The following is a 13741-nucleotide window of genomic DNA, read 5'->3' on the forward strand; positions in this document are numbered from 1 at the left end:
TTTCGTGGGCCAGGTAGATCCAGTTGCCTTCGAAGATGTGCTTCATCTCCAGGTCGAACAGGCGCGGATCGGTGAACATCTCCCGCTTGCAGCGGTAGATGCCCTGCTCCTTGTCTTCCAGAAGCTGCGAATTCAGGTAATCAGATCCGAGGGACATGACCTGTGGCCTCCAATTGTTATTGTGCAATTGAGGCCATGGTAGGACGAGGTCGGAAGCCGGAAATATCCAGTTCGTGCAGACCTCTATCCATATCTCGCAAAGTTTCGGCAGCGCGGTGCGCAACACACCGCGCTGTTTTCAGTCCTGGCTGACCGCGCCGATCTTGTGAATCGACAGGTCGGCACCGTAGTACTCCTCTTCCTGGTTCAGGCGCAGGCCGACAATCAGCTTGAGCCCGCCGTAGACGGCAAAGCCGCCGACCAGCGCCACCACCACGCCCAGGCCGGTGCCGATCAACTGGCTGATCAGGCTCACACCGCCCAGTCCGCCCAGCGCTTGCTGGCCAAAGATGCCGCAGGCGATGCCGCCCCAGACGCCACACAGGCCGTGCAAGGGCCAGACCCCCAGCACATCGTCGATCTTCCAGCGCACTTGAGCGGCGGTAAAGGTCCAGACGAACAGCGCACCGGCCATCACCCCGGTCAGCAGCGCACCGACCGGGTGCATGAGGTCGGAGCCGGCGCAGATCGCCACCAGCCCGGCCAACGGACCATTATGCAGAAAGCCCGGGTCGTTACGGCCTGTCAGCAAGGCCGCCACCGTGCCGCCGACCATGGCCATCAGCGAGTTGACCGCCACCAGGCCGCTCACCGCCGGCAAGGTCTGGGCGCTCATGACGTTGAAGCCGAACCAGCCGACAATAAGGATCCAGGAGCCCAGGGCCAGGAACGGAATGCTCGAGGGCGGATACGCCACCAGACGACCGTCGCGATAACGACCGTTGCGCGCCCCCAACAGCAATACTGCTGCCAGTGCCAGCCAGCCGCCCATGGCGTGCACCACCACGGAGCCGGCAAAGTCATGGAAGCCCGCCCCGAAGCGCGCCTGCAACCAGGCTTGCAGGCCATAGTTGCCATTCCACACCATGCCTTCGAACAGCGGGTAGACAAAGGCCACGATCAGCGCCGTGGCGCACAGCTGTGGCACGAAACGCGCACGCTCGGCAATGCCACCGGAAATGATCGCCGGGATGGCCGCGGCAAAGGTCAGCAGAAAGAAGAACTTCACCAGACCATAACCGTGGTCGGCGTTGAGCACCGCCGCCGGCTGCATGAAGGTCACGCCATAGGAAATCCAGTAGCCAATGAAGAAATAGGCCAGGGTCGAGACCGCGAAATCACTGAGAATCTTCGACAGGGCATTGACCTGGTTCTTCTGCCGGACCGTGCCGACTTCCAGAAAGGCGAAGCCGGCATGCATGGCCAGGACCATGACCGCGCCAAGCAGCAGAAACAGGGTGTTGGATCCATGGACCAGGGTGTCCACGGCGCTTTGCAAATTTTCCATTGGAAAGGCAGACCTGCAGGTTCTTGAAAGCACCAAAGCGATACATTCTTCAGCCGGAACGCACCGAACTGGCGCAATACACTGGCAACCCGATCCTTCGGCCATGCCCCGAGCGAGGGCATGAAGTGAAAAATGCTTCGGATATTTCTCGGTTTTTGGAGTTTTGGCGTAGGGTATGCGCCCAACGCCGCGCCCGTTTGGCGCAGTTGCGCCACAACATGCACCATCGCGAAGCAAAAGCTGTACCAGTGCGTTGTTGCCGCAAATGGCAATCGAAGTGAACCTTCCTTGAAACGCTCTACTCTCAATCCCTACATGCCCTTCATGGAGAAAATCATGGCCCGTCGTACGCCTCAAAACGCTCAGGAAATTCTCTTGGCCGACTTCCAGACTCTGGTTGCCGATACCGAAAAGCTGCTTGATCACACCGCGTCCCTGGCCGGCGAACAGGCCGACCTGCTGCGCGACCAGATCAAGGACAGCCTGCTGCGTGCCCGCGAAACCCTGAAACAGACCGAAGACTCCCTGCGCCAACGCGGCGAAGCCGCCGTCATTGCCACCGAAGACTACGTGCAGAACAACCCCTGGCAGTCGGTGGGCATCGCCGCCGGTGCCGGGTTCCTGATCGGCCTGCTGGCCTCCAGGCGTTAAGGCCATGAGTGCGGAAACGGAAGCCGCCGCAGCAAAGGCGGCACAAGGACCCTCACCACGGCGTCTGGGCGCCGCCTTCGTCGGCCTGCTGCACAGTCACATCGAACTGTTCGGCATCGAACTGCAGGAACAGAAGGCCCGTACGCTGCATCTGCTGCTGTTTGCAGGCCTGGCCCTGGTATTTGCCCTGTTGCTGCTGACCGCGCTTTCGGCCCTGGTGCTGATCGTGCTGTGGGACAGCTACCGCATGGTAGGCATCATCGGTCTGTGCGTGTTCTATTTCCTCGCCCTGCTGTTCTTTGCCCTGCGCATGCGGGCGGCGATTTTCGACGAATCCTCGCCGTTCAGTGCCACGCTCGAAGAACTGGCCAATGACCGTGAGCGACTGCTGCCATGAGCGAACCCAAATCACATCAAGGCAATACCCGGCGCGAACTGCGCAAGGCACTGGTGCGTCTGCGCATGGAAATGCACCGTCAGGAAATCCGCCACGAATCCACCCAGATGATGCAGCCCCTGCGTCGGGTACGTGGCATGGCGCATAACCTGCCGGGGACACTGGGTATTCGCCATGCGCCCCTGTGGGGTGTCGGTGCGGTGGCCCTGCTGGGCTTTCTGAGTGGCAAGGGCGCCGGGCGCGAGCGCGTTGCACCGGCACGGGCGGGCGGCCTGAGCCGGCTGGTCAGGCTGAGCGTGACGCTCATGCCGCTGATCAAGCTGGCCATCCAGAGCCGCCTGCGCAAACACTGAGCCGCCTGCGCTCTGCCGCCCTGTTGCGTGCTCTGGCTACAATCTTGCAACACACTCACCCTCAGCGCCTGGGGCCACACCCCGGGCGCTGCTTTGTGTGCACGGTCAATTGTTCAAGGAGCACGTTGTGATCGAAGGGCAACCCATTGCCTGCTTCCAGCCATTCATCGATACCGCCACGGGGCGTATCGCCGGTGTAGAAGCCCTGGGCCGACTGCGCGACGCGCAGGGCAACCTGCAGTCGGTCGGGCCGCTGTTCAACGATCCGGTGCTGCCAGGCGACACCTTGCGTCAACTGGACCGGGACATCCGCGACCATGCCCTGAGCCGGCTGCACGAGGCGCCGCAAGACTGGTTCCTGAGCCTGAACATGTCGCCGCGCTGGATCAGCAGCGTCACGCCCGATGAACCCCTGCCCAGCCTGCAACAGCTTGAACGTCACGGCGTGGCGCCGCAGCGGGTGGTGTTCGAGATCACCGAGCTGGGCGGCGACAGCCAGCGCCTGGGCGAGGTGGTCGATCGCTACCGCAAGGCCGGTGCCCGCATCGCCATTGACGACTTTGGCGCCGGCTACTCGCAACTGGACCGGGTACTGGCCTTGCAGCCGGACATCCTCAAGCTCGACATGCGCCTGTTCCAGGCGGCCGCACGCGGCGGTCCGAGCAGCGACGTGGTGCGTGCCCTGGCGCTGATGGCCGAGAAGACCGGCTGCTGGATCATTGCCGAAGGCGTGGAAACCGAAGCCGAGCTGCATTTCGCCCTGGAATGCGGGGCGCGTTATGTTCAGGGTTACCTGTTTGCCCATGCTGAAGAGCACTTTTTTGCCGCTGACACCTTCGTCGCCACCTTTGCCGCGCTGCGTGATCGCTATGTGCTGCAAAAAGTCGCCGAACGTGCACGACTGATGATCCTGCGCCAACAGCTGGCCCGCCTGATGGGCCTGCTGCAACGCTGGGCACTGGATGATGCGCCGGTCAGTGAGCTGCCCCATCCGCAGGACTATCCCTGGCTGCTGCGCTTCTACCAGTGCGACAAGCATGGCACGCAACTGACACCGAACCTGGAATGGCGCAACGGGGCCTGGCAGGCCGATGCGCGCTACCTGGGGCACAACTGGTCCTGGCGACCCTATTTCTATCATCTGCTGGCCGAGGGCTGGGAAGAACGCCGGCTGATCCTGTCCAACACTTACCGTGATGCCACCAGCAACCAGTACTGCCTGACAGCCGGGCAGTTCTATGCCACCGGCACCCGCCTGCTGCTGATCGACATCGATGCCGCCGGGTGGTGACAGCGCTTGCAGCCAGGCGTGTGAACGTCGAAGCTAGTCCTCTTATGAGTACACGGAGTGAAGGCCTTGGACTGGCAGACCCTGCTTAACCGCGAACGACTCGGCAAACCGCTGCACAGCCCTGAAGAGCTGGGGCGCAGCCCGTTTCACAAGGACCATGACCGGATCATCTTTTCTGGTGCCTTTCGCCGCCTGGGGCGCAAGACCCAGGTGCATCCGATGTCGAGCAACGACCATATCCACACCCGCCTGACCCATTCGCTGGAGGTCAGCTGCGTAGGCCGCTCGCTGGGCATGCGGGTCGGGGAGACCCTGCGCGGGCAATTGCCCGACTGGTGCGACCCGAGCGACCTGGGCATGATCGTGCAATCGGCCTGCCTGGCCCACGATATCGGCAACCCGCCGTTCGGCCACTCCGGTGAAGACGCGATCCGCAACTGGTTCAAGCAGGCGGCAGGCCGTGGCTGGCTGGACGGCATGAGCGAAGTCGAGCGCAACGACTTCCTCAACTTCGAAGGCAATGCCCAGGGCCTGCGGGTACTGACACAACTGGAGTACCACCAGTTCGATGGCGGCATGCGCCTGACCTACGCCACCCTGGGCACTTACCTCAAGTACCCCTGGACGGCGCGGCATGCCGACTCGCTCGGCTACAAGAAACACAAGTTCGGCTGCTACCAGAGCGAACTGCCGGTACTGGAGCAGATCGCCCACAAGCTGGGCATCCCGCAGGTCGAAGACCAGCGCTGGGCCCGGCATCCACTGGTGTACCTGATGGAGGCCGCCGACGACATCTGCTATGCGCTGATCGACCTGGAAGACGGCCTGGAAATGGACCTGTTGCAGTACGCCGAAGTCGAAGCGCTGCTGCTGGACCTGGTGGGCGATGACGTCCCCGACACCTACCGCCAACTGGGTCCCGGCGACTCGCGGCGGCGCAAGCTGGCCATCCTGCGTGGCAAGGCCATCGAACACCTGACCAACGCTGCCGCCCGGGCCTTCGTCAACCAGCAGCAAGCCTTGCTCGACGGCCGCCTGGAGGGCGATCTGGTCGAGCACATGCACGGTCCGGCCAAGCGCTGCGTGCTCAGCGCCAAGGACATGGCACGCAAGAAAATCTTCCAGGACAAGCGCAAGACCCTGCACGAGATCGGTGCCTACACCACCCTGGAAGTACTGCTCAATGCCTTTTGTGGCGCGGCCGTCGAGCAGTTTGGCGGCCGGACACCGTCATTCAAGCACCGGCGCATCCTCGACCTGCTGGGCACGAGCGCACCGGCCCCGGAGGCGCCACTGCACAGTGCCTTTTTGCGCATGATCGACTTCATCGCCGGCATGACCGACAGCTACGCCAGCGAGATGGCACAGGAAATGACCGGCGGCTCGGGGCATCGCTGAAGCCTGAAAGCCGCAACGGTGCAGGGTTTTCCTGCACCGTTGCGCAGCAAAGCACGCTACAAGTTCGGAAACACCCTACGCATTTGTCAGAAATATCCTATCGCCGCCTGAACAAGCGCTCCTGAATAATCCCCCCCATTCTGCGCCCTGCCCGCGTCCCGCAAAGCCTTGCCAAACCGGGCCATGATGCCCGGAGCCCTCCTCTCTGAACCTGCCGGAAGACCCCATGTTCAAGCACAACCTGCGGATCCTGCTGGTGGAAGACCACCCTTTCCAACTGATCGCTACCCAGATCCTGCTCAATAACCAGGGTTACTTCCTGCTGACCCCGGCCCTCACCGCGGCCGAAGCCTTCGCCGCACTTGAACGCAGCCCCGAACCCTACGACCTGCTGCTGTGCGACCAGTGCCTGCCGGATATCGGTGGCCTGGAAGTGATTGATCACGCCTGGCGCAAAGGGCTGGCCCGCCAGGCCATCCTGCTCAGCGGTCTGGAACATGAGCAGTTGCAGGGCCTGGAACAATCGGCCCGGCAGCGTGGCCTGCCGCTGCTGGGCTGCCTGAACAAGCCCCTGCACGGTCCTGACCTGCTGCGCTTGCTAAGCCCACCGGCCACTGAAGACTGAGTCGATGGCGAGCCTGACCTGTAAGTAAGAACTCAAACATTATCGTGTAGGAATTTTCTCTAAAACAATAAACGCCTCCCGCCTGTCTCTTTCCATTACATACTGGCCATTCGCACATTACTTTAACCATTCGCCCTGGACCGGGGCACTAACGTACGCCAATACGTTAATTTCTGTAGGAACTTTCCTATATACATCAACCAACCCTGTTCATTCATGTGACTTGCCAACCATCTGAGCTAATGTGCGCGCTTTCTTCGCTGTCTGTATGGATTGAATTATGAACTCAGTTTTTATCATTGACGACCATCCCGTTATTCGCCTGGCCGTGCGCATGCTGCTTGAAAATGAAAACTACGAAGTGGTCGGCGAAACCGATAATGGCGTGGACGCCATGCAAATGGTGCGTGAATGCATGCCCGACCTGATCATTCTCGACATCAGCATTCCCAAGCTCGATGGCCTGGAGGTACTGGCCCGCTTCAATTCCATGGGGCTGCCCTCGAAAATCCTGGTCCTCACCTCACAGACGCCCAATCTTTTTGCCATTCGCTGCATGCAATCGGGCGCCGCCGGCTATGTGTGCAAGCAGGAAGACCTCAGCGAACTGCTCAGCTCGGTCAAGGCGGTATTGTCCGGCTACAATTACTTCCCGAGCCAGGCGCTCAATACGCCCCCCGGCGAAAATGGCAACCCCAGCGAAATCGAACTGTTCAAACTGGTCAATGATCGCGAACTGATGGTACTGCAACTGTTCGCCCAGGGACGCTCCAACAAGGAAATTGCCAAGGGCATGTTTCTCAGCAACAAGACCGTCAGTACTTACAAGACCCGGCTCATGCAGAAACTCAGGACCAAGACGCTGGTGGAACTTATCGAGATGGCTAAACGCAATGCATTGGTGTGAGTAAAGTGGATGTCGAGGTGTCTTGAAAACAGCTTTAAACGGATGACGTGTCTGCTGCTGGCCTGGGGACTGCACACAAGCGTCATGGCCGCCGCCCCCCTCAACCTGCTGGGGCGCTCCCACCCCACGCACATCGAGGTCAGGCTCGACCGCGCGCAATGGCAATGGGTGCGCAGCCAGAAAGAACTGGTCCTTGGCACCTCTGTTCCCGACTACCCGCCCTTTGACATGACGCTTTCGGGCCGCGACTACGAAGGGGTGACCGCCGACTATGCCGGCATCGTTGCCCAGGCACTGGACGTGCCGATCGTGGTGCAGCGCTTCGACAGCCGCGACGCGGCCATCGAGGCCCTGAGGCAGGGTCAGATCGACCTGCTGGGCAGCGCCAATGGCTTCGAGGCCAGAGAGCGCAATGTCAGCCTGTCCACCCCCTACGCCATTGACCAGCCGGTGTTGATGACCCGCACCGGAGAAACACGCTCGTTGAGCGACGGCCTCAAGGGCATGCGCCTGAGCATGGTCTATCACTACCTGCCACCGGCCGAAATCCAGGCCATGTACCCGGGCGCCACGCTGCAGGTCCATCGCTCGTTCCAGAGTGCCATAAATGCGGTGGCCTTCGATCAGGCCGACGTATTCATCGGCGATGCCGTTTCCACCCGCTACATCATCAACAAGGGCTATCTGAACAACGTGCAGGTGGCCAGCTTCGGCAAGCACGAGGCCAACGGCTTCGGTTTTGCGGTGCGCAGCGATAACACCCGGTTGCTGGAAATCATCAATCAGACCCTGCAAGCGATTGCCCCGGTCGAGCGCTTCGAAATCTCCAGGCGCTGGGGCACCGGCGACCAGCCCATGCCTGGCAGCCCTGCACTGTCGCTCAGCCCGAGCGAACAACGCTGGATCGCGGCGCACCCGCAGGTCCGCATCGTGGTCAATGAAAACCATGCGCCCCTGACCTTTTTCGATGCCGACGGGCAGTTTCGCGGTATTACCGCCGACCTGCTCGACCTCATACGCCTGCGCACCGGGCTGCGCTTCAAGGTCCAGCGCTCACCGGACACCCGCGACATGCTGCGCCAGATCAACCAGGGTGAGGCCGACATGATCGGCGCCCTGATGGTCAGCGACGAACATGCCGCCCAACTGGGCCTGAGCCGCCCCTGGCTGGACAACACCTTTGTGCTGGTGACCCGTCGCAATGCCCCGCTGGCGGCCTGGCCCTTGCAGATGGGCGGCAAGCGCCTGGCCGTGGCCCGGGACAGCCCGCTGCTGTCCTGGCTGCGCAGCCAGCACCCCGACATCGTCATCGTGCCCATCGACAATCCGCTGCAAGCGCTTGAGCTACTGGCCGACGAGCGGGTCGACGGCGCGGCGGTTTCGTTGCTCAGTGCCAACTACTTCCTGGCCTCCGGGCACTTCGCCCAGCACCTGCGCATTACCGCGACCCTGGGTGAACAGCCGGCGCTCATCGCCATGGCCACCGCCGCACAGGCCACCGAGCTGCGCTCGATCCTCGACAAGGCACTGACCGGCATCGCACCGCAGGACATGGCGGCCATCAACGAACGCTGGCGCACCTACAACCCCAACGGGGTCAACTGGCACGCGTATCAGCGCCTGATCTATCGCATCGTGTCCGGCGCAGGCCTGGTGCTGCTGGGACTGCTGGCCTGGAACGCCTGGATGCGCCGCCAGATTCGGCAACGCAAGCTGGCCGAACGTGCACTGAGCGATCAACTGCAATTCATGAACACGCTGCTCGACGGCACGCCGCACCCGATCTATGTCCGTGATCGCGAAGGCCTGCTGCGGCTGTGCAACGACAGCTACCTGCGCACCTTCTCGGCCACCCGCGAAGCAGTCATCGGCCAGTGCGTCACCCAGGGGGTTCTGAGCGATCCGGCCGAAGCGGCCGAGTACGCCGCCGACTACCAGCAGGTCATGGCCACAAATCCTATGAACGGAGAAAGAAAACCCATACAGATCAGCATGTTGAGCCGAAAAAAGCCGTTTTTAACACGGCTTTTTATGTGTGCTTGGCGCCCAGTAAAATCAGTGGGTTATGGTTGGGTTTTGGGGAATAATGCGGGCGCCAGCGCGCAGATAAAATGCTAAGGAGCGTAATCAATGAGCAGCTTTCAAGAACAACTTGGCGCACTATTATTCCGAGACGACCTCTTACTTGAGGATATTCATACTGCACAGAAGTTGAAGTATTCAAAAATACCAAAATCGCTATATAAATATAGAGCACTCAACAAACACTCAATCAAGAACCTTAAGGAGAGATCGTTATTCTGCACCACCGCAAACGCATTCAACGACCCATATGACTGCGCTGTAAATTTCACTACAGGCTCAATCTTAGAAAACAAAAAAACTCATAAACTTCTTAATGAGATCGAGAAAGACTCTATTGATCAAAAAGATAGAATTATTGAGTTCTTAAGAAAAAGCTCAGCCCAGCAAAATGACGAGCATGTTGAGAAGCTTAATAAAACCATACAATCCATGTACAAGATATGCTCTTTGAGCGAACGCGTTGATTCACTGCTCATGTGGGGCCACTACGCTAGCAACCACACTGGATTTGCAATGGAGTATGATTTTTCCAGCCTTCCGGAAGATCATATAATGAGCCTACTATTATGGCCTGTCTTCTATGGAAAAAAAATATACGACGTATCTGGAATTGTTAACTCAGACAAAAAAGAAGGGATAAACAATTTATTTATAGTTGCATCTGCAATGCACAAAGCATTGGACTGGGAGTATGAAAAAGAATGGAGAATAATCATACCTGAAGGCCCCGACACACAAAGCAGAAGCTTATTAGCTCCATTAACCGCCATTCACATCGGCTCAAAAGCAAATAAAAAGGATGAAGTCGAGCTACTAGAAATGGCGAGCGAGTTAGGGATTCCTGCATACAAAATGAAGCTATCGCGCACAGATTACAAGATGGAATCTATTCTACGACAGCAGCCATCTTAATTATAGTCACGGCAGAGCACTTTAAGAAACAGGCCAGCAGCACGCTGAGCGCCGCCAGCCAGGCCCGGCCGCCACCACCCCGATCAAGCCAGCGCCCGCCGCAGCCCTTCGGCAAACACCGCCTCGGGATATTCGAAATTGGCGTTCTCATGCTTGATGATCGCGTGCATCAGGCCACCCAGCACCCGGACATCCTTGATGTTGCGGATCTGCTCAGTGGGTTTCAGGCCGCACCTGGCCGCTACAGCATTGATGTAGGCCCCGGTGTCGTTCTCCACTTCCGGCGCCCAGCGCTTGATGATGGCCTGCACGGTCTGCAGCTTGTGCTTGTTGTAGTAGGTCTGCAGAAGCTTGCCCAGGGCGCGAATGCCGTTCTCGGGCGTGTCGAAGACGGCGAAGCGACCACCGGTGCCGCCCTCCTTGCCGGTCTGGCCAACCCAGTCGTTGGCCTTGTTCCAGTCGATATTGCCTGGGTTTCGGTTGCGCACGCCGCGTGTCGTGGTCATTTCACTTTCCTTTGGACGAAAAAAACCGCTCAATGCGGCCGTGGGATACCGGAATCTGTAGTCGTTAAGCCTCAACCAGATCTTCATAAAGCGTGGCCAGGTAATTGAGGTTGTCGGTGATCTGCTGATCGTTCAGCGCACCGTGCCAGACAGCCAGAACCTTGACCGTCAAGGCGCCCGCCCAGCTCGACGTGCTGACGTAACCAGGGCCGATCAACATGGATCTCGATACTGGCGGCAGGCGCGCGACGGCGGTGGAAGCTCCTGCGCTCAGGACTCCATTGTCCAGGACGAAGACCTTGGTCGATCCGTCCAGGCTGACACGGGCGGCAAACGCGGCGTGACGTGTGGTGCTGATCGAGGCCGGCATCGCCAGCGGCTTCGCTGCCACAGCATTGCCAGTAATGTTGAGAAAGCTGCCGACAGACGCAATGGATGGGTTACTTGCAGTCCCGAAGAAGGCAACGGACTCGCCCTGTGTCGCGTCACCCGGCTTGTAGTTTGAAAACAGCAGCTGACCGTCCAAATAGCTGGCTGCCAGCAGCGGCAGGCACAGTGAGATGACAGTGAATTCGGACGTCTGCGGTAGCTGGGTATCGAGATACCCGAGCTTGGAGACGGTAACGCCATCACTGTTACTTGCAGGTGTGCCATGCACAATCAGCGGAAGCCCATCGTTCGCATGGTTTACCAGGCTCAGCTCAGGCCGAGGGCCGAACGTATAGAGACCGACAAGTCCAGATGCATGCGGGAAAACAGGCGCAACAAAATCACGAATATTCGGATAACCCGAGCCAGGCAAGATCACATCAGTCAGTTTCAAAGCAGTTGTCATAGAACCCCCTTAGAGCAGAATTTTGGAGAGCAGACGCGATGCCAGCGCGTAGGCGCCGCTGTCATTGAGGTGCAAGGTGTCAACCCACATCCCTAACGCATTCATCTTTGCGAACGGCCCCCACTCGTCATGCATGTTGTAAAACTCATGACCATTCGCAATGCAGAACCCATAGAGCGCATCGCGATAGTCAATGAGCGGTCGAACAGCCACCCCGTTGCTGTCAGCCGGCGCGATGAAAACAAACGCACAGTCAGGCGATGCGGCTCTGTACTGGGAGACCAGCGCAGTCAACGACTCGATGTATTTTTCGACTGTCGATGAACTGCGACGGTAATCATTCGAGCCTAGGATCACGACCACAACATCGGGCGCAAAGTCGACCGCGATCGGGCTGATATTGGCGCTGAAACGTGCCAGTTGTTCGCCGTCCAGCCCCGCATTGCCGGCCTTGAGCAGCTCGACACCTACCGCTGCCGGCGTGAATGCACGAAACCCGTTCAGGACGACAGTTCCGGTATTGCCAGTCGTATCGATCTCAAGGCTGTGCACTGCGTCAGCCAGTCCCGAAACACTGACCTTACCCAGGCTGCCTGAGGCGTCCGCTGCCACAACGTTCCAGATGCCACCATCGATCCGCCAGCGGAAAGTCCCGCCGTGCCGGCGATAGTAAATGTCGATGTTCGTGGCCCTGACGTTGCCCACAGTCAGCGTTGCAGTGGCAGTAGCCGCAGAAACATACATGCCATCAATGCCTGTTCCGTAGCTCGGCACAGCACCCGTCGAGGCGTCGTAAAGCGTCCAGCCGTTTCTCAGCAGTGTTGCGCCATCGAACATGTAAATGCCGTTGACGCTGATCCAGCCATAACCTGCCTTGCCAAATAGCGCATGCAGCAGGGCGGCCAGTTGCTGCGGAATCGCGAGGTATTCCGTCCAGCTGTCCCCGGTAATCAGCAAGCGAGCCTGGCCAGCACCCGCTTTTATCTTCGCCAGCCGAGAACGCCAGGCCCAGAGCGAGCGGCCATCCGTTGCCACGGGCAAGGCTGAGGCGGCTGGCTGGTTGGCCGGGGCATACTTTCGATCAAGCCCCAGGGTCGCCTTGAGCGAATCACTGAGGCCGAGCGCGGCCAGCTTCCCGTCTTCAAGCCAGACACCTACGTTGCGTTTCTCGTCAATGAACACAGGCACGAACTTCGCGCTACTTTTGAACGATTCAGTGCCTGCGATAGTTGAAACCAGCAAGGTCGTACTGGGGCCGATTTCTACAACTTCGAATGCACCGTCCGAGAACCAGGCTGGTACATTGTTTTCCTCATCAAAGAACACAGGCACATACTGAGGCCGTACATTCTTTTTCTGCACACCCCCTGCAACGCCTTCAAGCTGCTGCGCCAACTCCTGCACAATTGCTGCCTTCTCTACAGTGATCTGTTCTGAAAGTCCTGCTGCAACCTGACTTTGGGAAGCTGCAAACTCACTGGCCTGCGCAAGTTGCGCGGACAGTACAGCCTCTTCTTTTGCAGCGACAGTAACCGTGGACGCCTGTACAGCTTCTACCCGCGCCTGGTCGGCCTCCGCAGCCCCTGTTAACACCTGCTCTGTTTTAGCGCTGACCAGCTCTGTTTTTGTAGCGACCTGAGTCGCACTATCGTCAACTTGACTGGCCAGCACTTTTACCTCGGCCAAGTCGCTACTGGTTGAGTCCCGAGCCTCTTGAACTTTCCCGAGCATCTCTACTGCCGCGTCGATTTTCGGCCCCGTATGGGCGCTCTCATAGTCCATGCGTCTTTCTCCGGACACAAAAAAACCGCTCTAGGCGGCTTGGGTAAATTCTATTTTTCAGAATGCAGAAAGGATCAGGTTACGTTCCGCCCCTGAGGCGGCATCTACATAAACGCCCGATACTAACCGAGGGTTATCAATGTTGGCTGAATAGATCTGCATGGCGGGCGCAAGCGCCCTCTCGACCCGCGCCACTGGCGCCTCGTCAGGCATATGGCCAACCCAACTACGCGTTGTTCGCGGGGTGATGCCAATGCTCAGTAAAAGCTCGTTACGCGTAACGCACGGGACGTCTACAGGCGCGGCAGGCGAGATGTGGGACTCAAGGCGAACAACGGACCAACTGCGCGCGCGAAAGACCAGCAGCGAAATGAACAGCGCGCTACCCCCGGCCCGCTCCCACTTGGGCAAAGCCAGATCAGGAACGTACCGGGCAGCGCAGATATAATCCTGACTTCTGTTCGCAAAGTGCATCCAGCCTAACGTAGTCAT

At 59.2% G+C, this 13741-nt stretch carries 12 protein-coding genes and 2 pseudogenes; 9 read left to right on the plus strand and 5 right to left on the minus strand.

Annotated features, from left to right (window positions below; translation table 11 throughout):
* A pseudogene (locus tag DGA31_RS28210) lies at positions 1–157 on the minus strand (benzoate 1,2-dioxygenase large subunit); the annotation flags it as partial.
* A 141-nt stretch (positions 158–298) separates the two neighbouring features.
* On the minus strand, positions 299–1507 hold the full coding sequence (locus tag DGA31_RS28215) for an ammonium transporter (RefSeq protein WP_056837641.1): 1209 nt from the start codon (positions 1505–1507) through the stop codon (positions 299–301).
* Between the two features lie 336 nt (positions 1508–1843).
* Here DGA31_RS28215 and DGA31_RS28220 point away from each other — a divergent pair, with 336 nt between their 5' ends.
* The 9 genes and pseudogenes from DGA31_RS28220 (at position 1844) to DGA31_RS28260 (ending at position 10126) form a co-directional block, all read left to right on the plus strand.
* Positions 1844–2158 (plus strand): ElaB/YgaM/YqjD family protein, encoded by a 315-nt coding sequence (locus DGA31_RS28220; RefSeq protein WP_056837990.1) that lies wholly within the window; start codon positions 1844–1846, stop codon positions 2156–2158.
* 4 nt (positions 2159–2162) lie between these two features.
* A complete protein-coding gene (locus tag DGA31_RS28225) occupies positions 2163–2555 on the plus strand; it encodes a phage holin family protein (RefSeq protein ID WP_056837639.1) in 393 nt (130 codons plus the stop codon).
* Entirely contained in the window at positions 2552–2908 is a 357-nt protein-coding gene (locus tag DGA31_RS28230; protein ID WP_056837636.1) for a hypothetical protein, read from the plus strand. The genes DGA31_RS28225 and DGA31_RS28230 overlap by 4 nt, the downstream gene beginning before the upstream one ends.
* Before the next feature lie 127 nt (positions 2909–3035).
* The gene (locus DGA31_RS28235) at positions 3036–4199 is read left to right on the plus strand and encodes an EAL domain-containing protein (RefSeq protein WP_056837633.1); all 1164 of its coding nucleotides are present in this window, start codon (positions 3036–3038) and stop codon (positions 4197–4199) included.
* Between the two features lie 66 nt (positions 4200–4265).
* The gene (locus DGA31_RS28240) at positions 4266–5597 is read left to right on the plus strand and encodes a deoxyguanosinetriphosphate triphosphohydrolase (RefSeq protein ID WP_056837631.1); all 1332 of its coding nucleotides are present in this window, start codon (positions 4266–4268) and stop codon (positions 5595–5597) included.
* Between the two features lie 226 nt (positions 5598–5823).
* Entirely contained in the window at positions 5824–6222 is a 399-nt protein-coding gene (locus DGA31_RS28245; RefSeq protein WP_056837629.1) for a response regulator, read from the plus strand.
* A gap of 280 nt (positions 6223–6502) precedes the next feature.
* Positions 6503–7129: a response regulator transcription factor gene (locus DGA31_RS28250; protein WP_056837628.1), complete on the plus strand. Its 627-nt coding sequence runs from the start codon at positions 6503–6505 to the stop codon at positions 7127–7129.
* A gap of 42 nt (positions 7130–7171) precedes the next feature.
* A pseudogene (locus tag DGA31_RS28255) lies at positions 7172–9118 on the plus strand (transporter substrate-binding domain-containing protein); the annotation flags it as partial.
* A gap of 141 nt (positions 9119–9259) precedes the next feature.
* Complete coding sequence (locus DGA31_RS28260) at positions 9260–10126, plus strand: DUF2971 domain-containing protein (protein ID WP_109514753.1); 867 nt, start codon at positions 9260–9262, stop codon at positions 10124–10126.
* Positions 10127–10209: 83 nt separating this feature from the next.
* On the opposite strand, the gene DGA31_RS28265 is transcribed toward DGA31_RS28260, so the two are convergent.
* The 3 genes from DGA31_RS28265 to DGA31_RS28275 all read right to left on the minus strand — a co-directional run bounded on the left by DGA31_RS28265 (position 10210) and on the right by DGA31_RS28275 (position 13249).
* On the minus strand, positions 10210–10632 hold the full coding sequence (locus DGA31_RS28265) for a structural protein (protein WP_109514754.1): 423 nt from the start codon (positions 10630–10632) through the stop codon (positions 10210–10212).
* Between the two features lie 64 nt (positions 10633–10696).
* Positions 10697–11467 (minus strand): hypothetical protein, encoded by a 771-nt coding sequence (locus DGA31_RS28270; RefSeq protein ID WP_152035087.1) that lies wholly within the window; start codon positions 11465–11467, stop codon positions 10697–10699.
* A gap of 9 nt (positions 11468–11476) precedes the next feature.
* Positions 11477–13249: a GDSL-type esterase/lipase family protein gene (locus tag DGA31_RS28275; RefSeq protein WP_109514756.1), complete on the minus strand. Its 1773-nt coding sequence runs from the start codon at positions 13247–13249 to the stop codon at positions 11477–11479.
* Positions 13250–13741 lie beyond the last annotated feature (492 nt).

It is taken from the genome of Pseudomonas ovata (assembly GCF_003131185.1).
GTDB lineage: Bacteria > Pseudomonadota > Gammaproteobacteria > Pseudomonadales > Pseudomonadaceae > Aquipseudomonas > Aquipseudomonas ovata.